Genomic DNA, 22,176 nt, shown 5'->3' with positions numbered 1-22,176 from the left:
CGCGCGTCCGCCGAACGCGTCCTCGACTCGGTCCCGCGCATCTCCAGCCACTACCTCGCCGCGCAGCTCGCCGCCGTCGCCACCACCGTGCGGGGCCACGTCGGCGAGGTCCCGGCCGCCGACGTGGACCTGGTCGACGGGCTGCCCCGCGCCGGGGCCTCACTCGCGCTGCTGGCCGCCGGATCTCTTGAGCGGTCGTGGACGTGCCCGCGGCGGGTCAGCGCGTCCGTCGGTAGCGGCCGGGAGCGACCGCGAAAGCGCGCTTGAAAGCGTTGGCGAAGGCGTATTCCGAGCTGTATCCGACCTGCTCGGCCACCGTGCCGAGCGGCGCGTCGGATTCGCGCAGCAGCCGCGCCGCAGTGGTCAGCCGCCACCAGGTCAGATAGGTCAGCGGTGGCCGTCCGACGAGTGCGTTGAACCGGCGGGCGAACGCCGCCCGCGACAGTCCCGCCCGGTCCGCCAGCTCTGCGACCGTCCAGGGCCGCGCCGGATCGCTGTGGACGGCGTCGAGCGCGGCGCTCACAGCGGGGTCGGCCAGCGCCGTGGCCCACCCGCCGGTCCCGCCGCAGGCCGGCTGCTCTTCCAGCCAGGTGCGCAGGATGTAGACCAGCAGCGTGTCCAGCAGTGACGGCACGACCGCGCCGGCGCCTGGGCCGGGGTCCTGCAGTTCCGAGCCGAGGAGGTCGACCGCAGCGCGCAGGCAGGTTTGGCGGCCGACCCGGGCTGGGAGGTGCACGATGCCGGGCAGGTCGTCCAGCAGAGGATGCCCGCGGTCGGCGTCGAGCTGGTAGGCGCCGCACAGGACGACGGCGCTCGGCGGCCCGGTCGCGGACGGGCGGTCCGGGCCGTCCGCGTCCACCCCCGGGAACGGAATATCGCCAAGTGGCGTGAGGGGCGCGTCCGCCAGGCCGTATTCGCCTCCATGAGGGAAGAACAGCACGTCGCCTGCGCCCACGGCGATCGGGTCGCCCTCACGGGGGAGCAGCCAGTACGACCCGGCCAGCGCGACCTCGAACCCGGCCGTGCCGGGCGCGTGGCGGAACCGCTGGCCCCACGGCGCGTGCCTTTCCACTCGCGCCGACCGGGGCGCACCGGTGCGCATCACGGCGATCACGTCGCTCAGCACGTCCATGCGGAAAGGCTAGCCGGAAGACGATCCCTTATGAAATCAAGACTCTGCGGCATTGGTCGTCTTGCCGACGAGCCCTACGGTCACAAGCACACCTTGTGAAGGAGAGCGGAATGATCGTGATCACGCAGCGTTTCGGCTTCAAGGCGGACACCACTCCGGAACGAAAGGAGGCCGTCCTCGCCGCGATGCGGCGGACCTCGGCCGTGGAGTCGACGTCCTTCTCATTCGTCGGGCCCGAGCTGGGCGACGCCGACGACGGCCTCACCCACGGATACTGCGTGGCGATCCCGGACCTGGCCGCGCTGGAACGCTACATCCACGACCCGGCCCACCTGGCGGGCGACCCCGAGATCCTGCCGTACCTGGCCCGTCTCACCCACGTCCGGTTCTCGGACGACTCCGACCCGCATCTGAACGAGAAGATCATCGCCATGCACCAGAAGAAGCTCGCGATGTACCCCGACTGGGAGCGCCTCCTCAACGCGATCCCGAGCGGTGCCCCCGAGCCGCACCGGGCCTGAACCGCGCGACTCCGGCAGCGCTCCAGGCGGAACCGAACCGGTTTGCCCGGGTGTTCACCAGTCTCGCCACTGGTCTGTGAGCGCGGCCGGGTCGATGCCCTGCCGGTCTGCCAGTGCCTCGACATCGACTCCGGTCTGGGTGAGAGCGTGGTCGATGTATTCGCACAGTGCTTCGCGGTCGATGGTGTCGAAGCTGTGGTCGTCGGTGCCGTCGATCTGGTTCAGCGCGACGACCACGCGTTCGACCGTGGCCATGATGGCGTGGTCGGAGGTGAGGTCAAGGACGGTCAGCTCGGCTTCGAAGGCGAGCAGCGCTTGGTCGACCCGCTCCAGGAACGAGTCGGGAAGGGTGCCGAGCCGCCGAAGGTCTTCGGTAGGACGGGTGATCATGCGGGGACCGTAGCGAACACCTCGGACGTCCGGGCTGCCAGAGCCGGGCGGACGCCGAAGGACGCGTTGTAGGGCCGGCCCGCTTGCAGGTGACTTCTGAAGGCGACGGTGAGGTCGCGAAAAATGTGAGAGCCCGGCGGAGGCCGGGCTCTCGTGTTGCGGCTGTCCGGGTGGCGCGTCGACACAGTTGTCGTAGCGTCACCGGAACAGTTGGGACGGGATCAGTCCCGTCTTGTCGGTGTCTCCTCCGCAGCCGCCGCGGCCTTCGCGGCCGCCGCGGCCTCGGCGGCCTCCGCGTCCAGCCGTGCAGTGATGGCGGACGTGGAGGTGACGATCCCGAAGGCGACCCACTGGACGGGGCCCGGGTTCACCGTTGCGATGCCGAACAGGGCGAAGAGGGCGGGAGCCAGTGCCACCGCCACCATCGGCTGGAGAGCCGGGGCCGTGGCGGCCCAGACCCCCATGCCGCCCTTGGTCAGGTAGATGCCCGCCCGCGTCTGCATGACGGCGGCGAGGGCCGTTGCGAACAGCCCTGCCCCCAGCATGGCGACGATCTCGGTGGGGCCCCACGACCACTCCCCGATGGGTGTCCCGAGGTACTCGGCCAACGGGAAGCACACCGGGATGACGACCAACATGCAGATGACGTTGGCCTGTGCGACACCCTGGTCGCGCTTGTCGCCGAGCAGTTTGGCCTGGCTCGGCAGGTTGAAGGGGTGCGTGGCCGCGGCGAGTGCGGCACCGATCCCCAGGAGGCTGACGCTCTGGTCGCCCAGCAGGGCACCGGTCGCGATCAGTACGGCGAGGAAGATCGGAACCCGAAGGGCCCGACCCGTCCCCGTGGTCTTGGGAAGGCCGGCGAGGAGGCTCCCCAACGCGGTGATGCTGGCGTAGGGGCCCGCGCCGATGAAAGCGAACGCGATGGGCCCGCCGATCTTCATCAGCGAGCTGGTCAGCGCGTGCTGCAGCATCCCCCTCCGCTGACGCGGGGTCAGCTTGCGCGGGTCCAGTCCCTGGACGCCGTCTTTCGCGAGCGCGATCGCGACGAGGATGCCACCACCGAAGACCGTCATCCCCAGGGTCCCCTGGAGAGGGGCCGACAGCACCCGGGTGAACACGAAGCCCACCCCGACGATCACTACGGAGCCCAGCATGAGGGCAGCCCCCATCTGCGGGCCCCTGAGCATGGGCAATCTCATTGGTCTCATTTGTTTTCTCCTGATCCTGGCCTGGCCGGGACGGGTTATGGCCGAGCAAGCCATGGTCCCTCTGGTGAGGGGTCCATGGCCTTCTGGCCGACTCCTCTCTACAGTCCTCGGCGGACCAAGATCGGCAACGATCGGCGGAGGTGCCCTACGGCCTGCTTCCGAGCCGCCTGGACGAGCGACTTGGGGGTCCTTGATGGCACGAGTCCTACTCGAATGCCGCTGGTTGGGCCGGTTCATAGCCCGCGTCGTGCGTAGTGCACTGCCCGTCGACCGTCGGGATACGAGGTCGATCTCTGCGCCGTAGGTGGTCCCACCTGCGGGTCTCTGGTCCTATGACAAGAATGTCCCGGCGGGAAGGCTTGCGCCTCTCCGCCGGGACACCGGGTCACCCCGTCCGCACATGAGCTCGGACCGGGTTGTCAGACCATGAGCCTGCCGGCCCTCAGGATGGTCGTCCTGAGGCTCAGCTGCTCAGGTTCAGTGCGATCAGGATCGCCACGATGGCCACGGGCCAGGCCACCCAGGGCTTCTTCGTCGTGAGCAGCCCCACCAGGAAGCCCGGCGCGGCAGCGGCGAGGATCACGGGGGGCAGCTCCGCCAGGACGAAGACCACGAGCCCGGCGCTGGCCATGATGAGGCCCCCGCGGTCCTTCAGCCTCTTGCAGTCCTTCGGGTTGTCGCAGGACTTCGCCTTCGCCTCGCGCCCTGCCCAGACGCTCAGCAGGAAAATGACGATTGCGGAATACAACATCACAGACTTCTTTCGTTTGTAGTGGGTGCCCGAAGGCACATTCCGGAGAAGACCGTCGTGGAACCGACGCCATCGGCAACCGCGAAGCCCGAACTCGTAGGCGAGGCTTCACGTGGCTGCGCGTGGTCGGCCCCTGGGCGCTGCCGCGCCGCCCTGAGCGTCCGGACCGGTGGGCGCGGAGTGCCAGCGCTTGCTGACGGTGGGTGTGCGAAGGCCCCGCGATCGATCGGGGGCCCATTCCGAACGGATGCCTGGTGCATCGTCTGACCGTCGGTCCTGCCGTCCGGCGGCATGCCGGGCATATGATCCTCTCGAACTTCACAAACCAGAGAAACTTTCCGGTTCTGCGGAGTCTCGTCGCATCCATCGGCGCGATCTCCAGGGGACCGGCTCAGAGCCGATCTCCTTGCGCGCCCGTTCGAGGGGATCTACAAATGAAAACTCCACCGGCCGTGGGGCCGGAGAGATTGGCCTTAGGCGCGGGTCTCACCCTCGTCGAGGGTTCGTCGAAGCTGTTCGGGCGGTCGATCTTCAAGAACTACCTGCTCGAAGGCATCACGATGTCCGCGCTGGTCGTCGCAACGGCCGAGTACGGCATCGGCGCGGCGGTCCTGCTGCTCGTGGCGTATAGGCTCCAGATCCTGGGGCTGTTCCGCCACACGCAGCCGCGGCCCGAGCGGCTCCGGTACACCCGGAGAGCCGCGAAGGCCATCTGTGTGATCGCGTTGTCGGTTCTGGTCATCGCGACGGCCGAGTACGGCATCGGCGCGACAGTTCTGCTGCTGGTGGCGTACAGGCGCAGGCTCCAGATCCTGGGGCTGTTCCGCCACATGCTGCAGCGGCCTGAGCGGCTCCGGTACACCCGGAGAGCCGCGAAGGCCATCTGTGTGATCGCGTTGTGCTTTCTGGTCATCGCGACGGCCGAGTACGGCATCGGCGCGACAGTTCTGCTGCTGGTGGCGTACAGGCTCAGGCTCCGGATTCTGGGGCCGTCCCGGGTCACGGAACCGCGGCCTCAGCGGCTCCTGTTCACCTGGGGAGCGGTGGGGGCCATCGTCGTCTTCGCCGGCTGCAACATCATGGGCCGGGGGATGATGGTCCTGGCGATGACGTCGACGGGGACGGCTCTCGCCACCATCAACGCCATCACGTTCGCCGTCTCGACCATGACCTACTCCAAGGAGGTCTGGCAGACGGGGCAGCGGTTCGCGGCGATGCTGGTGCCGCTGCTCATCGTGCTGGGTCTTGCCGTCTCCATCGAGGCATGGCACATCGCGGCGCGTCCGTGGGGAGTCATCTGGTCCATCGGATCGGCTCTCTCCGGCATCATCTACATGGCGCTTTCCCGAAGCTACGTCGATCGGGGCGGTGCCGAAGCCGACCAGTTCCAGGCATTGGGCACGGGCCTGGGCGTGGTCGGTCTCGCTATCTGGGCCAAGCTGGCGGGCGAGGACCTGTCGGTCGGCTGGTCCTGGGGGGTCCTCTTGGCGCTGCTCTGCACGGCGCTGATGACCGTCGTCGTCCCCAGGTACCTGCACATGAGGGCGAGGAAGGCGCTCGGAGACGCCGTCTACACGATTCTGTGGAGCGTCATTCCGTTGCTCGGGCTGCTGGTCGACCTGATCATGGAGCAGAAGGTCCCGACGATCTGGCAGGTCGTCGGGATGTCATGGATCAGTGTGATCGCCGCCGGAGCGTCCCTGCTCCGGCTGCCGCCCGAGGCGAGGGCCGTTCAGCGGAGAAGGTTCCGCAGGGTGGTCAGGCGCCTCAAGAAGCTGGTCGGCTGCGGGTTCGCCTACGGGTGATCCAGGCCGGTCGGCACCATGAGTGCGGTTCTCATGACGCCGCACCAACTCTGCGGCGGGGAGGTATCACTGCTTCCCCGCCGCTTTCGCATGAGCGCCCTCCGGGGCGGCCGTGCGTGTTGATCGCTCACCTGTGACGGGTGAGCGGGTGCCGGCCGCCGATGCCGGACCGGTGCTCAAGCGGCGCGGGTTCCCGAGGCGACGAAGATCGGGATGGCGACGAACAGGCGGTCGTCGCGGGCCCTGGCGGCCTGGTCGTCGAGCCAGGGGCCTTCTCCGCCGATATTGGCGAGCGTCGGCAGGCAGGCGGCGTCCGTCCACACGATCGTGTGGACCTCGACGGCGACGTCGGTGAACCCGTTGTCCAGCAGGAGGTTCCGGTATCGGCGGGCGATCCGGGGATGCGGCATACGGTCCGCACGGGCGTGGACGAGGGAGCGGGTGAGTTCGGGATCGTCGGAGTCGATCACCAACGTGTCCCAGTCCTGGCCGATGAGCACCGCGCGGCCATGGGGGGTCAGGACCCGGCGGGCCTCGGCGACGGCCTGCTCGGGCTCGGCGAGGGCGTGCAGGATCTTGTCGGCGCGGTAGCCGGTGACGGAGCCGTCGTCGAGAGGCAGCGCGGTGGCGTCGGCGACGTGGAACTCGCCTGCGGGCCAGCGTTCGACGGCGACCTCGATCATGGCGGGATCCAGGTCGACGCCGATGGCCTTCACCCCTCGGGCGGCCAGCTCGCCGATGGCGCGGCCGCTCCCGCAGCCGACGTCGACCATCGTGTCGCCCAGCGCTTCATAGGTGTGTTCTCGCAGGTTGCGGACCTGGGGCAGCTCGTCGAAGGCGTCGAGCATGGTGAGCAGCTTGGACATGGCCGTCATTGTGCGACTTAATGTCGACATGAAGTCAATCGGCGAGGTGGCGGCGCAGTTCAGGTTGCCGACCCACGTGCTGCGCCATTGGGAGGCGGAAGGGCTGCTGGCACCGGCCCGCGCGGGCGACCGCCGCCGCTACACCGACGCCGACGTGCACCGGGTGGCGGCGATCCTGATCTCGAAGGAGGCGGGCTTCGGACTCGCGGACATCCGCACGATGCTGGCCGCCCGGTCCACGTCGGAGCGCCATGAGGTGACGGTCCGGCACCGCGAGAGGCTGCTGGTGCGGATCGCCCGGGCGCAGGCCGCCCTCGACATGATCGAGGGTGAATGCCCGCATGACGACATCATGACGTGCCCGCGTTTTCAGGGGCTCCTGGCTGATCGACTGGGATCGTCGAGCGCGCCGGCATAGTCGGCCGCGAGCGTTCGCCGTGGCGCCGTTCCCGCGATGGACCTCGGCTGGGGTCACCAAGCCGCCTGCTGCCATCGCGCGCACCGCGGACCCGGAACAGCAGGAAGCTCCTGGCGGCCAGGGTGTGCGCACACCCGGCCGACCAGGAGCTTCCCTGATCACCTTGTGCGGGCCGTGTTCGGCCTGTGAATCAGCCCGCGTGATCTGCTTTCCTCACCATGGCGCCGGTTCGGTCGCCCGGGCCGGCCCCAGCGCAGTGGTTGACCACTGTCGGCGAATGGAACGGCGGCTCATGGTGGGGTCGTGCTTCGACGCGGCAGGCTCAGCCGCCGGCCTTCCACTTGTAGGCGCCGTTCTTGTAGCCGCGGATGATGACGTACGGCTTGTAGGTCTTGCCGTTCCCCGTGTAGCGGAACGCGCCCTGGGCGTAGGACGTCGCGTAGGCCCAGTTGCTGGGGTGGGTGACCTTCTTCATCGCCCAGCCCTTCCACACCCACTTGTACTTGTTGTAGGTGTAGGCCTTGTAGGAGGCGCGGTAGCGGGTGACGTAAGAGCCGTTGTAGCACCAGTTGAGGCGGTTGGTCACCGCGATGATCCACTTGCCGTTGGAGGCCTTGTAGCCGCGGATGCGCGTGTAGGTCCGGCAGTACTCGGCCGCCTGGACCGAGTACTTCTCCGCGGCGGTCAGCGGCTGCCCCGATGTCTGGGCCTCGGAGATGAGGTCCTTCTTGGAGAGCGCCTCCTGGCTGGTGGTGGTCACCTCCTTGCCGAACTTGTCGGCGGGCTTGGTCTCCGCCTGCGCGGCCGGACCCGCGGCGAGGACTCCGGCGGCCAGGGCGCCGGAGAGGACGGTCACTATGGCGACACGCCGCATGTATTCCTCCATGCTTGGAAATGGGGGGAGCGTGCAAGGTACCGCAGCGAGAGACTGCCGGGTGCCGTTGCACCTTTCTCGCTCAATGTGATGCTTGTGACGGCCGATCGGTTCCGTGGCGGGCCCGAACAATCCCGGCAGTTTCCGCGCCGACGCCATGGAGTCGGCCGCCCGGGGCGATCATGCGGGTTCGCCTCGCCTCCCCGAGCCTCCCCATGGCGCCCGCCGGGTTCTCGGGCCGGCCGGAATGGACACTCCGGCGAGACGCGCCCCTGTTGTTCGCCTGAGGGGCGAGAGGACGCCTGTCACCGCTGGTCGTCAGGCGTGGTGGCCCATTGGGGGGCGATCCGGCCCAGCCAGGCGTCTTGATCATCTGCCAGGGGTCGTGTCAGCGGCAGCGGCAGGAAACGACAGGCGAAGGTCAGGCCGGTGTCGTCGCCATCGCCGCATACCGCGTGGTTCCACGCGTCCGCGGTGGTCGCCGGAGCGTGAAGGTGGAAGTAGGTGGTCCTGCGCGGCCGGCCGGTGTCGGGATGGGGCTTGTCGTCCACGACGAGTTGCTCCACCACGGAGACGGTGCGCAGGCCGGTCTCCTCGACGACCTCGCGCAGGACGGCCTGCTCTGGTTCCTCCTCGGCGTGGACGCCGCCGGCGGGGACCTGGGTGCCGGCCTGGGGCATGCCGACGTGGTCGAAGACGAGGAGTTCGGGGCCGGAGCGATGCCTGATCACGTAGGCGGCGACACGGATTCTGGGTCGGGTCACCCGAGCATTGTGCGTCCGTCATGGCTCAACTGCTGGCTTCCGCCCGGTTGGATCAGAAAACGGACCGGGCCGGATGCCCATTCACCGGTCCAAGAGAAGAACTGCGTCGGCCTCCTGGCCGCCTCGCGCGGTTCCCGCCATCCGGCGCGGCACAGAAAGGCCCGCGTGCTCACTTCCCGTTCGCGATCGGGCTTTGCGGTCAGTGGGGGTCCAGTTGGGAGTCGGCGTTCCACGAAGGCCTTGGCGCCTTCCCATTCCGCCGGCGGATGAGCGCGCGGCTCTGCGTCAGCCCGGCGTGAGGACGCAGAACTCGTTGCCCTCCGGGTCGGCGAGGACCGTCCACGGAACGTCGCCCTGGCCCACGTCGGCGTCGGTGGCGCCGAGAGCCCGCAGCCGGGCCGCCTCCGCCGCCTGATCGTCGCCGGGGTACGGCCGGAGGTCGATATGGATGCGGTTCAGCACGGTCTTCGCATCGGGCGTGCGGAGGAACTCGAGATACGGTCCGACACCCGTTGCGGAGCGCATCACCGCATGGTCGTCGGTCACCTCGTGCAGGGTCCAGTCCAGCGCCTCGTCCCAGAACCGGGCCATGGCCCGCGGGTCCGCGCAGTCGACCACCACCGCGGCTACCGGCCCGGTATCCCGGTAGATCGGCCGAGGCTCCAGCACGCAGAACTCGTTGCCTTCCGGGTCGGCGAGGACCGTCCACGGAACGTCGCCCTGGCCCACGTCCACGGGCGTCGCCCCGAGATCCCGGAGGCGCGCGACCAACTCCGCCTGGTGGGCCGCGGAGGTGGTGGCCAAGTCCACGTGCACGCGGTTCTTCACCGTCTTGGGGTCCGGGACGGCAAGGATGTCCATGCAGACGGCGACGGGGTCGGGATAGGTGAAGCCCTCAGGTTGGAGGTTGGTGACGCCGGGCCCTTCGCTGGAGATACTCCAGCCGAGCGCCTCCGCCCAGAACCGGCCGAGTGCGGAGTCGTCGTGAGCCTTGACCGCAATCTGCACGAGCCGCGTTGCCATGGCGTCGATCCTATGTCCGGGCGGACAGGAGCATGTTCGGGGGGCCTTGCGGCCTCCACCTCGCCGGTCGGGGGAGGACGTGGTCCCGTCCCCGGTCAGGCTGTGGCCTTGCGGGTCACGATCACGACGTAACGGCATTCGCCGCCGCCTTCGTTGACGAACTCGCGCGCCTGGGGCCTGCCGAGTTCGAGCGTGTCACCCGCGGTGAGGACGTGCGTGGCCGTCCCTTCGACGAGGCTCAGCCTGCCGTCCAGCACCCAGACGAGCTGGGCGATGAACGCGTAGGACGCCGCCGGCATGGGCACCCGGGCACCGGCGGGCAGGACGATCTCGGTGACGTCGGCGGGAAATCCCGGCCTCGACATCTGCCGTCGCAGGTAGCCCGTGTCAGGGTCGGTCCAGTCAGGGGTGTCGGCCGCGCGACGCACCTGGCCGGGGGCGGCGCCGTCCGCCGATGACAGGAGCTCGGTCATGCTCAGCTCCAGGGCGGCGGAGAGCTTGCCGAGGAGGGCGGCGGTCGGGCTGCTCTGACCGCGCTCGATCTTGCTGATCATCGCTCGGGACACACCGGAGACGTCGGCGAGCCGAGCCAGTGACCAGCCGCGCCGCGCGCGCTCCGCCTTGACGCGCCGCCCGAGGACGTTCGGATCCTCCATCAAAGTGGACGCGCCGTCATTTCGGCGTCGAGCCGCAGCTCCATGAAGACGCTGTTGGGGTCGTGCACGTAGTCGGCGAACGGTGCGCACGGGGTGAATCCGTGCCGCGCGTAGAGCCGCCGGGCCGGCGCGAAGAACTCCTGGCTTCCGGTCTCCAGCAGGACCCGCCGGTGACCGCGCTCGGCGGCGACGGTCAGCAGGTGCCGGAGCATGGCCGATCCGATCCCCGCCCCCCGCGCGGCTCGCGCCGTCCGCATGGACTTGAGCTCGGCATCGCCGCCGCCGAGGTCCTTGAGCGCGCCGCATCCGCGCAGCTCCGGCCCGTCCCAGACGGACCAGAACGCGACCGCCGGGCCGCGCAGCCCCTTCAGGTCCAGCGCATGGATCGATTCGGGCGGCGAGGTCGCGTGCATGTCGGCCAGGTGCTCCTCCAGCAGCCGGTGCACCTCTGGCCGGGCCAGGTCGTCGAGCTCGAAGCGCAACATCATCCAGCCTCCGCGTCACCCGCTCCGGACGACCGCGAAGCGGTCGGCGTCCAGCATAGTGGACATGCGGGGGCGGCGTTCCCCGAGGACGCCGTGAGCCGGACCGAGACGCTGCGCAGGGACGTCCGGAGGCTCCCGATGTCGTCCGTGGCTGGAGCGAGGTGAGGGGTGAACGGTTTCAGGGGGTGTTCGGGGGATAGGGAGCGAACGTGTAGTCGTGTCTGGGGGAGGGCGTTATGAGCATGCCGCACAGAGCGGTCCACCGGCTGGAGAACGCGGAGGGCTTGGACAAGGTCGCCGCACCGGTCAGTTCCGCGGTCCAATGGGCGGTCCGGCCGCGCATCGTCCGCGATCTCCTCAGCGGGACCAAGCTGGGGCACCCGCTGCATCCGGCGCTCACCGACGCCGCGATCGGCGCGTGGAGCATGGCCGGGCTGCTGGACCTCGCCGGAGGATCCGAGGCCGAACCCGTCGCCGACCTGCTGACGGCGGCCGGAGTGGCCGCCGCCGTGCCCACCGCCCTCACCGGGTTGAACGACTGGTGCGACACGCTGGGGGCTGAGCGCAGGGTGGGGCTCGTCCACGCGGGCATCAACACCGCGGCGCTGGCGCTGTACGCGGCGTCCCTCTTCACGCGCACCCGCAAGGCCAAGGCCCTGCGGTTCGCCGGCTTCACGGCGATGGGGGTCAGCGCCTACCTCGGCGGCCACCTGACCTTCACCAGGGGCCTCAACGTCAACCGCACCGCGTGGCAGCAGGGCCCGGACGACTGGACTCCGGTACTGGCGGCGTCCGAACTGGCCGAGGGCGAGCACCGCACGGCGGACGCGGACGGCGTGCGGATCCTGCTCTACCGGACGGCCACGAAGCTGCACGCCATCGCCGCCACCTGCACCCACATGGGCGGTCCGCTGGGCGAGGGGACGATCGAGAACGGCTGCGTCACCTGCCCGTGGCACGGCAGCACGTTCCGCCTCGACGACGGCGGCATCGAGCGCGGCCCGGCCAGCGCGCCGCAACCGTGCTACGAGGCGCGGATCCAGAACGGACGCATCGAAGTCCGGGTGCCCCCACCAGGCGCCCAGTCCGACATGGCCAACGAGGGCGCCCACCGAAGGACCCGCCACCTCCTTACCCGAACCCCAGCCTCATAGCGCCGCCCCCCAGGTCACGCGTGGCTCGCAGGGGCCCGTGGTAACCGCAGGAGCGGACCGCTCGGGGGACGGCCGGGCGTGGTCTTGGCCCGCGCTGGACCAGGCCCGGCCCCCTCACATGCCGGGGCGCGAACGCCTCGGTCATCGATCGCGGGCCGGTGGCTAGTCGTCTGGTGAACGGCGGGCGAGGAAGCCGTTGAGGGCATCGTGGTTGCGTTGGAGGCCCTCGATACGTGCGTCGAGCGCCGCGATCTCTCGGTCCAGGAGATCGCGGATGTCCGCGCACCAGTCGAAATCCGGCTGGTCGCTGCGGGTGCAGGGGAGCACCTGACGGATCACCTCGGAGGAAAGACCCGCGTCCAGCAGCACACGGATCTTCCGCACGGTGAGCACGGAGTCGTCGCCGTAGTGGCGGTAGCCGTTCGGGCCGCGCTCGGCCTGGAGCAGGCCCTGCTCCTCGTAGTACCGCAGAAGCCGCGAGCTGACCCCCGTACGCCGGGACAACTCCCCGATCAGCATGTCACCGCCCTGGATTGACCTTCTCACCAGTGTGAATGCCTAACGTCGACGTGCAAGCGATCGTTCCGCACCGCTGGAGAGAAGCACCATGCCCACTCCTGTCGTCCAACGCAACGGCCACGCCGCGTCCATCGACGAGCTCGCGCCGCTCGCCTTCGCCGGCTATGCCCATTTCACCGCCATGCAGGTGCGTGGCGGCAAGGTTCGGGGCCTCGACCTTCATCTGCAACGGCTGGGGTCCGCCTCGATGGAGCTGTTCGGCAGGGCCTTGCCGGACGAGCGGGTGCGGTCCTATCTGCGGGCGGCGCTGGAAGCGGGACCCGCGGACGTCTCGCTGACGGCCACCATGTACTCGTCGTCGGGGGAGTTCAGCGCGGATGGGGATCACGCGGAGCCCGACGTCCTGGTCCGGACGGGGCCGCCCGCGTCCGGTCCGGCGGGACCGCTGACGCTGGCGACGGTCGAGTACGACCGGTTCCTGCCCGCCCTGAAGCATGTCGGAGAGGTGGCCAAGACCTACCTCATGCGTCGGGCCGTCCAGGACGGCTTCGACGACGCCGCCTTCGTCGACCGCCGGGGGCGCCTCAGCGAGGCGACGATCTGGAACCTGGCCTTCTGGGACGGCGACACCGTGGTGTGGCCCGACGCCGAGATGCTGGTCGGGACCACGATGGGCATCGTCCGCCGGCAACTGGACCGCCTCGGCGTCCCCCAGCGCGTCCGGCAGATCGCCCCCGCCGACCTTCCCGACCTGGCCGGCGCCGTGGTCATGAACTCCTGGACCCCGGGAGTCGCGGTCCACCGGATCGGCCCGACCCCCGTGCCCGAAGCCCCCCGCTTCCTGGACCTGCTCCACCGGGCCTACGAGGCGGAACCCCTCACCGAGTTCTGAGCCGGCCACGTGTCATGGGCGCGGTGGTCGGATGTGGGCGGGTTGCTCGGTGCCGCCTCCCGGACCATTCCGCTGCGTGTCCGAAATGAGACCTTTGTCGTGCATCAAGCTTCATTTGCCGGGGACAAAACGGCCCGAATGAAACATAAGGCAGACCACCGAGGAGGACCCCCAATGCCTTGGCTGATGATCCTGGTGCTTCTGCTGGCGCTGATCCTGTTCGGCGTCGGCTTCACTCTCAAGATCCTGTGGGTCGTGGCGGCGATCGTCCTGATCCTGTGGCTGCTGGGCTTCGTGCTCCGCAGCGCCGGCCCGTCCGGCAAGCGCGGTCGCTGGTACCGCTGGTAAACCAGAGAACGGCGCCGCCCCGTCCATGTTCCGGACGGGGCGGCGCCGTTTCCATGACTGGTGATTCGCGCGATGTGGAGGACGGCGCGGGCGGCGCACACTGTGGCCCCCTGACATCGTGGAGGTCACCGTGCGTTTCTCCCTGCGGGTTCCCTGGCGGCGGGTCGCCGCCGCGGCGACGGGGGCGGGGCTCTTCGCCGCCCTGCTGTCCGCGTCGCCGCCCGCCCTGGCCGCGGCCCCCGGCCCCGTGGTCACCGTCCCGCCGCCGGGCGGCCACGGCTTCCCGTTCCTGGCGGCGGCCGAGGATCTCGGGTCGTTCGGGTACACCGAGAGCGAGTACTTCATCACCGGCACCGCCACCTCGTACGCCAAGTCCGGCTTGTGGACGTCGAACGGCCGGTGGGACGTCCGGGCGTCCGGGCAAGCCCCCTACAAGACCAGGCTCCTGGTGCGGCGCCCCTCCGATCCGGCGAAGTTCAACGGGACCGTCGTGGTCGAGTGGCTCAACGTCAGCGGACAGATGGAGCTGTCCCCGGACTACTGGTTCGCTCGGGACGAGCTGCTGCGCAAGGGGTACGCGTGGGTCGGCGTCTCGGCGCAGTCGGTCGGCGTCAACGGGGGGCTCGGGGAGATCCGGGGGCTCAAGGGGTGGGACCCGGCCCGGTACGGCGGCCTCGTCCACCCGGGAGACGCCTTCTCCTACGACATCTTCTCCCAGGCCGGGCAGGCGCTGCGCAGCCCGGACGGGCCCGACCCGCTCGGCGGGCTGGCGGTGAGGACGCTGCTGGCGGACGGGGAGTCGCAGTCCGCCGGGCTCATGACCACCTACGCCAACGCCGTCCAGCCGGTCGCGCGGGTCTACGACGGCTTCATGATCCACAGCAACAGCGCGGTCGGGGCCCCGATCAGCGGCGAGCTGGCCGACACCCTGTGGATGCCGAACCCGTCCCGGATCCGGACGGACCTGACCGTGCCGACCTTCGTGGTGCTGACCGAGACCGACGTCCCGCTGGCGTCGGCCGCGCGGCAGCCGGACACCGACCGGGTCGTGCACTGGGAGCTGGCCGGCACCTCGCACGGCGACCAGTGGGCCTATGACCTGGGCGGCCCGACGCTGAAGAAGTCGGCGGGGTCGGCCGCGCCGGCGCCCGACTGCGCGGCCGGGTCGGCCCCGTTCAACGACGGGCCCGGGCACTACTCGATGAACGCGGCGCTGCGCCGTCTGGACGCGTGGGCGCGCGGCGGGGCGCGGCCGGCGAGCGGGGCGCCGCTCGACACGGTCCTGCGCGACCCGCGCACCGGGCTGGCGGCCGGGGGAGTCCGGTTGCCGGACGTCGCGGTGCCGACCCGGACCCTCACCGGGATGCGCGACACCGCGGGCAGCGGCGTCTTCTGCGGCCTGTACGGCGCCCGGGACCCGTGGAACGGCGGCGCCGATCCCTGGGACCGGCATGACGCGGGCGACCCGTCCGATCCGTCCCTTCCGTGGACGGCGGAGCCGGTGCTCAGCGCGCTGTACCCGACGCATGCCGACTATGTCGGCAAGGTCCGGGCGGCCGCGCAGGCGTCGGTGAGCGCCGGTCATCTGCTGCCCGAGGACGCGACGACGATCATCGCGGCCGCGGAGGCCTCCGGCGTCGGCGGCTGACACTCGCCCGACGGCACGGCCCCGTCCCGAGATCCGTTCGGGACGGGGCCGTTCGCACATCGGACGAGCCCGGTGGGGGAAGGGAGACGGTGGAGGTGGCCAATGCCGGAAAGGTACGGTCCACAGTTCGGTCCCGACCTCACGTTCCTGGGGGTGCCGCGCTGCACCTGGTCGGACCCGTCCACGTATGAGGACGCCGACGTGGTCATCATCGGGGCCCCGTTCGACGGCGGCACGTCCCACCGGCCGGGGACCCGGTTCGGGCCGCAGTACATCCGGCAGTCCTGCTACCTGCCCCACAACGGCTCGCGCCCGTCCCTGGCCCTGCGGGTGGACGGACTCCACGGTGACCTCACGGTCTACGACGCCGGCGACGTCGAGATGTACTCCGGGGACGCCGAGCGTTCCGTCCGATCACTGCAGGAGGCGGTGTACGCGGTCGCCCGTACCGGGACGATCCCCCTCATGCTGGGCGGCGATCACACGATCGCGTGGCCCGATGCCGCAGGGGTGGCCGACCACCTGGGCGCCGGACGGGTCTCGATGGTCCACTTCGACGCGCACGCCGACACGGGGAACGTGAACTTCGGTTCGCTGGTCGGGCACGGGCAGCCGATGCGGCGGCTGATCGAGTCCGGGGCGGTGCGCGGCGACCGGTTCCTGCAGCTGGGCCTGCGCGGGTACTGGCCCGGACCCGAGACGCTGGAGTGGATGGCCGCGCAGGGCATGCGCTCCTACGAGATGTCCGAGATCGTCGCCCGCGGCCTGGACGAGTGCCTGACGGAGGCGTTCGAGATCGCCACCGACGGGTGCGACGGGGTGTTCCTGTCGGTCGACATCGACGTGTGCGATCCGGGGCATGCCCCGGGCACCGGCACGCCCGAGCCCGGCGGGCTGACCGGGCGAGAACTCCTGGACGCGGTCCGGCGCGTCACCTACGAGCTGCCGGTCGCCGGCGTCGACGTCGTGGAGGTCTCCCCGCCCTACGACCATGCCGACATCACCTCGGCCCTGGCCAACCGCGTCGTGCTGGAGGCGCTGGCGGGCATCGCCCGGCGCCGCCGCGACCAGCGCGACGGGACGGTGTGGGACCCCCGCCGCCCCCTGCTCGACGGCCGCTAGCGCCGGGCGGGACGTCAGCGCCGGGCGAGGAGCCGCTCGTCGGGGGCCGCCCGGTAGGGGAGCTTGTAGTAGGCGAAGACCTCCGGTTCGGCCTCGGCGAACAGCTCACCGTTGGTGTCGATCCCCGGAGCGCCCTTGACCTGTTTCTTGTCGTGCGCGACGCGGAGGTGGGCGGGGCCCAGGGTGCATCCGGCCAGCGGCACGAAGACCAGGCGCTGCCGGGTCGGCATGCCGACCCTGACCGTGGCGAACGAGGGCTGGTCGGTGAGCGTGTCGACGTAGACGGCCTCCAGCGGCCCGATCTTGCTCCCGGACGGGTCGATCACGTCCCGGCCGCGCCATTGACGGATGTCCTCGATCTCGAACATGTTCTGTCCAACCGTAGGTTCTCTGGTGTATTTACCCAGCTCACAGCAGATAAGCCGGGCCTCGCGGGTGACGGAGGGCGTGGGTCTCCCCAGGCGCGGCGGTGGAGTCGTCGGTCAGCGGGGTGTACGGACCGCAGTGCGGCAGCGCGTCGTCGTGTTGCCGATGAACTGCAACGAGAGGTGGCGCAGCACGAGATCCGATTCGGTTTTCACGCCTTTCCCCCTTGGGGTCGGTCATGCCCTCCGAAGGGGGCGCGAACCCCACGGGCGCGGGCCGAGCGGAATCCGGAGGACCCTTGCGGAAGTGGCGCGGGAGGGGCGACCCTTGCTTCATAATTCGTGCATCACAAGTTGTGGCAAGGGAGCGATGGGTGAGCGAGACCGAGCAGGCTCCACCCGGAGTGGACACCACGGTCCCGACCCCCGCCCGGATGTACGACTACTACCTGGGTGGCACCGACAATTTCGAGGTCGACCGCGCGGCGGCGGAGAAGGTCCTGGTGGACATGCCGGAGGCCGGGGACACGGCCTGGGCGAACCGCGGCTTCCTGCAGCGCTCGGTGCGATGGCTCGCCCTGCGCGGGATCCGGCAGTTCATCGACATCGGCGCGGGCCTGCCGACGATGAACAACACGCACGACGCGGCCCAGGCGGTCGCCTCCGACGCGAGGGTCCTGTACGCCGACAACGACCCGATGGTGCGGGCCCACGCCGAGAAGCTGCTGGCGGGGTCCACGGGGACGGCGTTCATCACGGCCGACTTCCGCGACCCCGACGGGCTGCTCGGACACGAGGTCACCGGCAAGATGATCGACCTGACCAGGCCCGTCGCGCTGCTGGTCGTGGCGCTGGTCCACTTCATCCCGGACGAGGACGACCCGTGGGGCATCGTCCGGGAGTACATGGACCGGCTCGCGCCCGGCAGCTACCTGGTGCTGTCGGCCGGCACCGGCGACAGGCAGGCCGACCGGGCGGTCGGCACGCTCAGGGAGGTGTACGCCAAGTCCACCGCGAGCGTTCATCCGCGGTCGCGCACGGAGATCGAGCGTTTCTTCACCGGAATGGAGATCGTCCCGCCGTGGGAGGGGTCGGCGGCGAAGGTCTGCTACATCGGTGAATGGGGCGCGGAGGATCCGGAGGCGGCCGACAGTGACGGCTCGCGGTGGGCCTACTGCGCGGTGGCGAGGAGGGAAGGGTGAGGAAGCCGTCCGTCGAGGAACTGGGCCTCGACCCCGGCGTCCTGGAGTGGCGGCGCACGCAGACCGACGAGGGCGGCATCGAGGTCGCCTTCGCCGGCGAGTGGACCCTGCTGCGCACGACCGGGGAACTGATCTCGGTGTTCGACGAGAACGAGTGGGCCTGCTTCCTCGACGGGGTACGGAAGGGAGAGTTCGACCACGCCGCTTCCTGAACCGGCCAAATCTGTGATTCACAAATTCGGAAGGCGTATGCTGATGCCGGCCGTAGGTCGAGGGAGGTGGCGCCGGTGAGCGACGCTTACGGGGCCACCATCGCCAAGCGGGGGCTGGCACGCCGCTTGAAGGAGCTGCGCGTCGAGGCCGGATACACGGCCAACCAGGTCTGCGACCGGCTGAACTGGGGACGGGGGAAGGTCGGCCGGTTCGAGGCCAACAACTGGGTGCGGCCCGAGCTCAGCGATATCCGCGACCTCGCGCGCATCTACGAGGGCAGCGATCTCGGCGAGCTGGAGGAACTGGCGGGCCGCGCCCGGCGGCGGGCCTGGTGGCGTGACTACCCCGAGGTGTTCGGCAACGAGTTCCCGGGCTTCGAGAGCGACGCGTCGAGCATCCGGGTGGTCATGCCGCTGGTCCTGCCGGGGCTTTTGCAGACCCTGCCGTACATGCAGGCGCTGCTGTCGGTCGGGACGAGGACGCCGGAGTGGCGGGAGCGCGCGATGCGGGCGCGGCTGCGGCGGCAGCAGATCCTCGACCGCGGGGACGGGACGGCGCCGGAGCTGACCGCGGTCATCACCGAGGCGTCCCTGCTGTACGAGTGGGGCGATCCGGGCGATCGGCGCACCCAGTTCGCCCACCTGCTCGCCATGTCCGAGCGTCCGAACGTGGAGCTGAGACTGCTGCGCCTCGCCGACGGGATGCACCCGGGCATGTCCACGCTGGTCAACATCTTCCGGTTCCCCGGCGGCGAGCCGCCCATGGTCTTCCTGGAGAACGACGCGGACGTCCAGGAGATCGACATCCCCGACGACGTGGAGGCCTATGACGAGATCTTCGAGCAGATCCGCCAGGCGGCGCTCAGTCCCGCCGACACCGCGGAGCATCTGAGGAAAGTGATCTCAACTCTGGAGTAGCACCGACATGGACCTCTCCCAGGCACGGTGGGTCAAGGCGACCGCCAGCGCCAGCAGCAACGGGGGCTGTGTCGAGGTCGCCGATCTCGACACGGCCGCGGCGCTGCGCGACAGCAGGACACCGGAGGCCGGGGCGCACGTCGTCTCCCGGTCCGTGTTCGCCGCGTTCCTCGACGATGTGCGGGCGGGCCGGTACGACCGCTGAGACCGGGCCGCACACGGATCCCCCAGGGCTGCATCCCTGGGGGATCTTTCATGTGCGTTGCCCTCTCTCAGGCGCCGACCACGCTACAGCGCACGGGGTGGCGCGTCCCGGTACCGCCGGTACGCGCAGGGGACGCGAGAGTGAAGCGTGGTATAGGGACATTTGGGCGTCTGAGTGAACGTCTCACTCGTAGATGCAACTTTCTTTTCATGACGCGGGCCGGGCGGCGGAAGGTGTGCGACGCTAGATCTGTGATTCACACATAGCGACTCGCGAAGAAAAAGGCACATGTCGCGATTGTCTGAATGCGATCTCTCCGCAACCCCGAGGGTGGGCGCCATGACGAAGACCGCGACGATGTGCGAGATCCCCTGGAGGCTGGAGGACGGCGGCTGCGCGGCGCTGCCCCTGCCCGCGGACGACTCCATCGCCCGTGTCGCCCGCTCCCATGTCACGGCCCTGCTCCCGGCGCTCGGCCTGTCCGTCCAGGACGTCCACGACATCAAGCTCATGGTCAGCGAGCTCGCCACCAACGTCCTGCAACACGCGCCGTCCCCCGACGGCCCCTCGGGCGCCGAACTCTGGGTCTACCAGCGCGGCGACGGCCACGGCCGCGACGAACTGGTCGTCAAGGCCTTCGACACGCGCAGGGACTGGTGTCCCCGCGGCACCGCCCCCGGCCGGTCCGACCACGGCCGCGGCCTGACGATCGTCGAGCTCCTGACGCAGGGCCGTTGGGGCCACCACCCGTCCCGGTCGCGGCTGCGGACGCCGGCGGCCCGCGGCAAGGCGACCTGGTTCGCCCTGCCGCTCCCGCACACCGTCCGCCGCCGCCACGTGTGGAGGGTCGAGGGCCCCTACGCGACCAAGGACCTCCAGGCCATGCTCGTCCAGCGCGGCCTCGGCCATTTCGAGGCCGAGGAGGGCACGGGCGGGACCGCCCTCACCGACGGCCGCGGCCTGACCGTCTGGTGCGAGGCGGCCAGGTTCCGCTGGCGCACCGGTTCCGGAGAGTCGGGCGGCCTCCCGATCACCGACATCACCGAAGCCTGCGAGCGGATCGTCGAACTCTGCGAGTCCTCACCCGCCTGACGCCCGGCGCCGGTCGCCTGCCGCGAGAGGCCGCCCTCCGCTCACTCGTCCGCCACCGGTGATCCAGCCTCCCGCCCGCGGCGTGCCGGCAGCCGGCGCAGGCCCACGAAGATCAGCAGGCCGCCGGCCGCCAGCAGCAGCACATTCATGATCCACTCGTGGGACGCGTCCCGCAGGTACACGGTCCCCGAGCGGCCGACGTCCCGGGCGCGGGCGCCGCCCCCCTCGCGCAGGCCCTTGCCGCTGCCGTACAGGGCCACGCTGGGACGTTCCACCGAGCCGTCGTCGGAGCGGAAGGCCCCGCGCAGCGTGCACGCCTCATGACCGGGATGCCGGATGCAGCTCCGCTCGCGCGCGGTGAAGACGCCGGGCGTTCCCTTCCCGGTCTGCGACGCGCGCAGCACGGGCCCGGCGTTGGGGATCACCAGGAGCATCAGACCCAGCCCGAACACCGCCATGAGCACTCCGAACGGCGAGACGCCCCGCGGGCGCCGGGGCTGCGCGGTCCGCGGCCTTTCGAGCGTCACCGGCCGTCACGCCGCTTCGGGGACGGGCCTGCGCCGGAGCGGTGCGGCGCACGAGCAGCGCATGGCTTCGCGCTCGGCCGCGTTCGGCCTGTTGTGCAGGTACATCGCCACCACCATGGGGATGGTGACGAGCGTGTTGTAGAACAGGTGCAGCTCCACGCGCGGCACCAGCAGCTGGATGATGCTCGTGGGCGCGGGACGTCCCGCGATGTTGGAGTCGGACATCGCCTGCACCAGCAGCAGCAGGTGCTCGAAGTGGTGCCAGACCTGGATGCCGAGGGAGACCGCCCACCAGGTGCGGGCCCGTCCGGTGAACCCGGGCAGCAGCAGGAAGAGCCCGATCAGCATGATCAGCGCGTAGCCGTAGTGCATCCACTCCGAGGTGACCAGCCACGGGAACGGCACGCCCAGCACTCCGCGCGCCTCGGGGACCGGCCAGCCGAGCACCCAGATCTGGATGGCCTGGACGATGTGCTCGGCCCAGTGGGCGATGACGATGAATGCGTAGATGTTCAGGGCCGCGCGGTGGTGACGCGTGTTGAGCAAATGCACCACCGACCGCAGCCCGCCGCGTTCTTCCAGTACGTTCGCCACCGGCGATCACCTTCCATGAGATGACGGAGACCTTCCTCATCTCAACACGTATCGCAGATGGGCGCGTCTTTCGAAATGCTCTTATGGGCGGCCACAGGTGGACGGCGTCGCCGGTCCCGCCGGTCCCGCCGCGACTCGACTTGTGCCATTCGATCCGGGATACTGCCGTGGCGCGGTTTAAGGCACATCCGAAAAAGGTCCCGCCAGCGGGACCTTTTCTGGGCGACGACGCGAGTCGGTGCAGGTTGCGGGCTACGCCCTTGATTCGGGCGGCCGGGTGCCGAAAATCCCTCACCAATGGTGCGAACTGTCGAGCGGGCGGGCCCCACGGTCACGAACACGATGGCTGCGGGAGCCGTGCGATCTCAGCACCGCCGAACTGTTTTCCAGTACCGCTGCGGCTTGACTTGCGCCATGTGTTCATGAATATTGCTCCGTGCGGCTTATGGCGGGCCGAACGAGAACCGCCATGGCGGCCGAATAGA

27 protein-coding genes and 1 pseudogene are annotated in these 22,176 nt (G+C 69.9%); 14 read left to right on the top strand and 14 right to left on the bottom strand.

Features of this window, described 5'->3' with window-relative positions:
• A pseudogene (locus AB0H37_RS07185) lies at positions 1–267 on the top strand (hypothetical protein); the annotation flags it as partial.
• On the opposite strand, the gene AB0H37_RS07180 reads toward AB0H37_RS07185, so the two are convergent.
• The gene (locus AB0H37_RS07180; RefSeq protein WP_360611829.1) at positions 218–1,132 is read right to left on the bottom strand and encodes an AraC family transcriptional regulator; all 915 of its coding nucleotides are present in this window, start codon (positions 1,130–1,132) and stop codon (positions 218–220) included. The pseudogene AB0H37_RS07185 and the gene AB0H37_RS07180 overlap by 50 nt on opposite strands.
• Positions 1,133–1,242: 110 nt before the next feature.
• Between AB0H37_RS07180 and AB0H37_RS07175 the strand changes: the two genes are divergently transcribed.
• Positions 1,243–1,653, top strand: a complete 411-nt coding sequence (locus AB0H37_RS07175; RefSeq protein WP_179831762.1) for a Dabb family protein — start codon at positions 1,243–1,245, stop codon at positions 1,651–1,653.
• Positions 1,654–1,707: 54 nt separating this feature from the next.
• Here AB0H37_RS07175 and AB0H37_RS07170 read toward each other — a convergent pair whose 3' ends face one another.
• The 3 genes from AB0H37_RS07170 to AB0H37_RS07160 form a co-directional block, all read right to left on the bottom strand.
• Positions 1,708–2,043, bottom strand: a complete 336-nt coding sequence (locus AB0H37_RS07170; protein ID WP_360611828.1) for a hypothetical protein — start codon at positions 2,041–2,043, stop codon at positions 1,708–1,710.
• Between the two features lie 221 nt (positions 2,044–2,264).
• Positions 2,265–3,212 (bottom strand): hypothetical protein, encoded by a 948-nt coding sequence (locus tag AB0H37_RS07165; protein WP_360611827.1) that lies wholly within the window; start codon positions 3,210–3,212, stop codon positions 2,265–2,267.
• A gap of 502 nt (positions 3,213–3,714) precedes the next feature.
• Positions 3,715–4,002: a hypothetical protein gene (locus AB0H37_RS07160; protein ID WP_329096762.1), complete on the bottom strand. Its 288-nt coding sequence runs from the start codon at positions 4,000–4,002 to the stop codon at positions 3,715–3,717.
• Between the two features lie 434 nt (positions 4,003–4,436).
• Between AB0H37_RS07160 and AB0H37_RS07155 the strand changes: the two genes are divergently transcribed.
• Positions 4,437–5,807: a hypothetical protein gene (locus AB0H37_RS07155; RefSeq protein WP_360611826.1), complete on the top strand. Its 1,371-nt coding sequence runs from the start codon at positions 4,437–4,439 to the stop codon at positions 5,805–5,807.
• Between the two features lie 176 nt (positions 5,808–5,983).
• On the opposite strand, the gene AB0H37_RS07150 is transcribed toward AB0H37_RS07155, so the two are convergent.
• Positions 5,984–6,673, bottom strand: a complete 690-nt coding sequence (locus AB0H37_RS07150; protein ID WP_360611825.1) for a methyltransferase domain-containing protein — start codon at positions 6,671–6,673, stop codon at positions 5,984–5,986.
• Between AB0H37_RS07150 and AB0H37_RS07145 the strand changes: the two genes are divergently transcribed.
• On the top strand, positions 6,672–7,091 hold the full coding sequence (locus AB0H37_RS07145) for a MerR family transcriptional regulator (protein ID WP_360611824.1): 420 nt from the start codon (positions 6,672–6,674) through the stop codon (positions 7,089–7,091). The genes AB0H37_RS07150 and AB0H37_RS07145 overlap by 2 nt on opposite strands.
• A 322-nt stretch (positions 7,092–7,413) precedes the next feature.
• Here AB0H37_RS07145 and AB0H37_RS07140 read toward each other — a convergent pair whose 3' ends face one another.
• The 5 genes from AB0H37_RS07140 to AB0H37_RS07120 all read right to left on the bottom strand — a co-directional run bounded on the left by AB0H37_RS07140 (position 7,414) and on the right by AB0H37_RS07120 (position 10,896).
• Positions 7,414–7,965, bottom strand: coding sequence for a hypothetical protein (locus AB0H37_RS07140; RefSeq protein ID WP_179831768.1), 552 nt, complete (start codon positions 7,963–7,965; stop codon positions 7,414–7,416).
• Between the two features lie 305 nt (positions 7,966–8,270).
• Positions 8,271–8,729, bottom strand: a complete 459-nt coding sequence (locus tag AB0H37_RS07135) for an NUDIX domain-containing protein (RefSeq protein WP_329096758.1) — start codon at positions 8,727–8,729, stop codon at positions 8,271–8,273.
• A gap of 285 nt (positions 8,730–9,014) precedes the next feature.
• A complete protein-coding gene (locus tag AB0H37_RS07130; protein WP_360611823.1) occupies positions 9,015–9,752 on the bottom strand; it encodes a VOC family protein in 738 nt (245 codons plus the stop codon).
• A gap of 95 nt (positions 9,753–9,847) precedes the next feature.
• Positions 9,848–10,408, bottom strand: coding sequence for a helix-turn-helix domain-containing protein (locus tag AB0H37_RS07125; protein ID WP_360611822.1), 561 nt, complete (start codon positions 10,406–10,408; stop codon positions 9,848–9,850).
• Positions 10,408–10,896 carry a GNAT family N-acetyltransferase gene (locus AB0H37_RS07120; protein WP_360611821.1) on the bottom strand — a complete coding sequence of 163 codons (489 nt, stop codon included), beginning with the start codon at positions 10,894–10,896 and terminating at the stop codon, positions 10,408–10,410. The genes AB0H37_RS07125 and AB0H37_RS07120 overlap by 1 nt, the downstream gene beginning before the upstream one ends.
• Positions 10,897–11,129: 233 nt before the next feature.
• Here AB0H37_RS07120 and AB0H37_RS07115 point away from each other — a divergent pair, with 233 nt between their 5' ends.
• Complete coding sequence (locus AB0H37_RS07115) at positions 11,130–12,047, top strand: Rieske (2Fe-2S) protein (protein ID WP_360611820.1); 918 nt, start codon at positions 11,130–11,132, stop codon at positions 12,045–12,047.
• A 162-nt stretch (positions 12,048–12,209) separates the two neighbouring features.
• On the opposite strand, the gene AB0H37_RS07110 is transcribed toward AB0H37_RS07115, so the two are convergent.
• A complete protein-coding gene (locus AB0H37_RS07110; RefSeq protein ID WP_360611819.1) occupies positions 12,210–12,566 on the bottom strand; it encodes a MerR family transcriptional regulator in 357 nt (118 codons plus the stop codon).
• A gap of 88 nt (positions 12,567–12,654) precedes the next feature.
• Here AB0H37_RS07110 and AB0H37_RS07105 point away from each other — a divergent pair, with 88 nt between their 5' ends.
• The 4 genes from AB0H37_RS07105 (at position 12,655) to speB (ending at position 16,576) form a co-directional block, all read left to right on the top strand.
• Entirely contained in the window at positions 12,655–13,458 is an 804-nt protein-coding gene (locus tag AB0H37_RS07105; protein WP_360611818.1) for an aminotransferase class IV family protein, read from the top strand.
• Between the two features lie 174 nt (positions 13,459–13,632).
• A complete protein-coding gene (locus AB0H37_RS07100; protein WP_089315210.1) occupies positions 13,633–13,806 on the top strand; it encodes a hydrophobic protein in 174 nt (57 codons plus the stop codon).
• Positions 13,807–13,936: 130 nt separating this feature from the next.
• Complete coding sequence (locus AB0H37_RS07095; protein ID WP_329096747.1) at positions 13,937–15,454, top strand: alpha/beta hydrolase domain-containing protein; 1,518 nt, start codon at positions 13,937–13,939, stop codon at positions 15,452–15,454.
• A gap of 102 nt (positions 15,455–15,556) precedes the next feature.
• Positions 15,557–16,576, top strand: a complete 1,020-nt coding sequence (gene speB / locus AB0H37_RS07090) for an agmatinase (protein ID WP_360611817.1) — start codon at positions 15,557–15,559, stop codon at positions 16,574–16,576.
• Positions 16,577–16,590: 14 nt separating this feature from the next.
• On the opposite strand, the gene AB0H37_RS07085 is transcribed toward speB, so the two are convergent.
• Complete coding sequence (locus AB0H37_RS07085) at positions 16,591–16,944, bottom strand: PRC-barrel domain-containing protein (protein WP_329096744.1); 354 nt, start codon at positions 16,942–16,944, stop codon at positions 16,591–16,593.
• 371 nt (positions 16,945–17,315) lie between these two features.
• Between AB0H37_RS07085 and AB0H37_RS07080 the strand changes: the two genes are divergently transcribed.
• The 5 genes from AB0H37_RS07080 to AB0H37_RS07060 all read left to right on the top strand — a co-directional run bounded on the left by AB0H37_RS07080 (position 17,316) and on the right by AB0H37_RS07060 (position 20,570).
• Entirely contained in the window at positions 17,316–18,143 is an 828-nt protein-coding gene (locus AB0H37_RS07080) for an SAM-dependent methyltransferase (protein WP_360611816.1), read from the top strand.
• On the top strand, positions 18,140–18,355 hold the full coding sequence (locus AB0H37_RS07075) for a DUF397 domain-containing protein (protein WP_179831779.1): 216 nt from the start codon (positions 18,140–18,142) through the stop codon (positions 18,353–18,355). Before AB0H37_RS07080 ends, AB0H37_RS07075 begins: the two co-directional genes overlap by 4 nt.
• A 75-nt stretch (positions 18,356–18,430) precedes the next feature.
• Complete coding sequence (locus AB0H37_RS07070; RefSeq protein WP_179831780.1) at positions 18,431–19,273, top strand: helix-turn-helix transcriptional regulator; 843 nt, start codon at positions 18,431–18,433, stop codon at positions 19,271–19,273.
• 7 nt (positions 19,274–19,280) lie between these two features.
• Complete coding sequence (locus AB0H37_RS07065; protein WP_179831781.1) at positions 19,281–19,478, top strand: DUF397 domain-containing protein; 198 nt, start codon at positions 19,281–19,283, stop codon at positions 19,476–19,478.
• Between the two features lie 339 nt (positions 19,479–19,817).
• Positions 19,818–20,570 (top strand): hypothetical protein, encoded by a 753-nt coding sequence (locus AB0H37_RS07060; protein WP_329096739.1) that lies wholly within the window; start codon positions 19,818–19,820, stop codon positions 20,568–20,570.
• Between the two features lie 41 nt (positions 20,571–20,611).
• Here the strand turns inward: AB0H37_RS07060 and AB0H37_RS07055 are convergent, their stop codons facing one another.
• The gene (locus AB0H37_RS07055) at positions 20,612–21,097 is read right to left on the bottom strand and encodes a hypothetical protein (protein WP_329096738.1); all 486 of its coding nucleotides are present in this window, start codon (positions 21,095–21,097) and stop codon (positions 20,612–20,614) included.
• A 6-nt stretch (positions 21,098–21,103) separates the two neighbouring features.
• Positions 21,104–21,691, bottom strand: coding sequence for a hypothetical protein (locus AB0H37_RS07050; RefSeq protein WP_179831784.1), 588 nt, complete (start codon positions 21,689–21,691; stop codon positions 21,104–21,106).
• Between the last annotated feature and the right edge of the window lie 485 nt (positions 21,692–22,176).

It is taken from the genome of Actinomadura sp. NPDC023710, assembly GCF_040639875.1.
Lineage (GTDB): Bacteria > Actinomycetota > Actinomycetes > Streptosporangiales > Streptosporangiaceae > Spirillospora > Spirillospora citrea.
Note: the sequence above shows the minus strand (reverse complement) of the source record. Positions and strands in the feature narration are given on the sequence as shown.

Excerpts from the sequence above, each read along its gene's own strand:
- AB0H37_RS07085 (WP_329096744.1), bottom strand. The coding sequence starts at position 16,944 with ATGTTCGAGATCGAGGACATCCGTCAATGGCGCGGCCGGGACGTGATC.
- AB0H37_RS07180 (WP_360611829.1), bottom strand. The coding sequence starts at position 1,132 with ATGGACGTGCTGAGCGACGTGATCGCCGTGATGCGCACCGGTGCGCCC.
- AB0H37_RS07110 (WP_360611819.1), bottom strand. The coding sequence starts at position 12,566 with ATGCTGATCGGGGAGTTGTCCCGGCGTACGGGGGTCAGCTCGCGGCTT.
- AB0H37_RS07140 (WP_179831768.1), bottom strand. The coding sequence starts at position 7,965 with ATGCGGCGTGTCGCCATAGTGACCGTCCTCTCCGGCGCCCTGGCCGCC.
- AB0H37_RS07105 (WP_360611818.1), top strand. The coding sequence starts at position 12,655 with ATGCCCACTCCTGTCGTCCAACGCAACGGCCACGCCGCGTCCATCGAC.
- speB (WP_360611817.1), top strand. The coding sequence starts at position 15,557 with ATGCCGGAAAGGTACGGTCCACAGTTCGGTCCCGACCTCACGTTCCTG.
- AB0H37_RS07125 (WP_360611822.1), bottom strand. The coding sequence starts at position 10,408 with ATGGAGGATCCGAACGTCCTCGGGCGGCGCGTCAAGGCGGAGCGCGCG.
- AB0H37_RS07175 (WP_179831762.1), top strand. The coding sequence starts at position 1,243 with ATGATCGTGATCACGCAGCGTTTCGGCTTCAAGGCGGACACCACTCCG.
- AB0H37_RS07100 (WP_089315210.1), top strand. The coding sequence starts at position 13,633 with ATGCCTTGGCTGATGATCCTGGTGCTTCTGCTGGCGCTGATCCTGTTC.
- AB0H37_RS07145 (WP_360611824.1), top strand. The coding sequence starts at position 6,672 with ATGGCCGTCATTGTGCGACTTAATGTCGACATGAAGTCAATCGGCGAG.
- AB0H37_RS07170 (WP_360611828.1), bottom strand. The coding sequence starts at position 2,043 with ATGATCACCCGTCCTACCGAAGACCTTCGGCGGCTCGGCACCCTTCCC.
- AB0H37_RS07160 (WP_329096762.1), bottom strand. The coding sequence starts at position 4,002 with ATGTTGTATTCCGCAATCGTCATTTTCCTGCTGAGCGTCTGGGCAGGG.
- AB0H37_RS07120 (WP_360611821.1), bottom strand. The coding sequence starts at position 10,896 with ATGATGTTGCGCTTCGAGCTCGACGACCTGGCCCGGCCAGAGGTGCAC.
- AB0H37_RS07165 (WP_360611827.1), bottom strand. The coding sequence starts at position 3,212 with ATGGGGGCTGCCCTCATGCTGGGCTCCGTAGTGATCGTCGGGGTGGGC.
- AB0H37_RS07060 (WP_329096739.1), top strand. The coding sequence starts at position 19,818 with ATGACGAAGACCGCGACGATGTGCGAGATCCCCTGGAGGCTGGAGGAC.
- AB0H37_RS07115 (WP_360611820.1), top strand. The coding sequence starts at position 11,130 with ATGAGCATGCCGCACAGAGCGGTCCACCGGCTGGAGAACGCGGAGGGC.
- AB0H37_RS07130 (WP_360611823.1), bottom strand. The coding sequence starts at position 9,752 with ATGGCAACGCGGCTCGTGCAGATTGCGGTCAAGGCTCACGACGACTCC.
- AB0H37_RS07155 (WP_360611826.1), top strand. The coding sequence starts at position 4,437 with ATGAAAACTCCACCGGCCGTGGGGCCGGAGAGATTGGCCTTAGGCGCG.
- AB0H37_RS07150 (WP_360611825.1), bottom strand. The coding sequence starts at position 6,673 with ATGTCCAAGCTGCTCACCATGCTCGACGCCTTCGACGAGCTGCCCCAG.
- AB0H37_RS07065 (WP_179831781.1), top strand. The coding sequence starts at position 19,281 with ATGGACCTCTCCCAGGCACGGTGGGTCAAGGCGACCGCCAGCGCCAGC.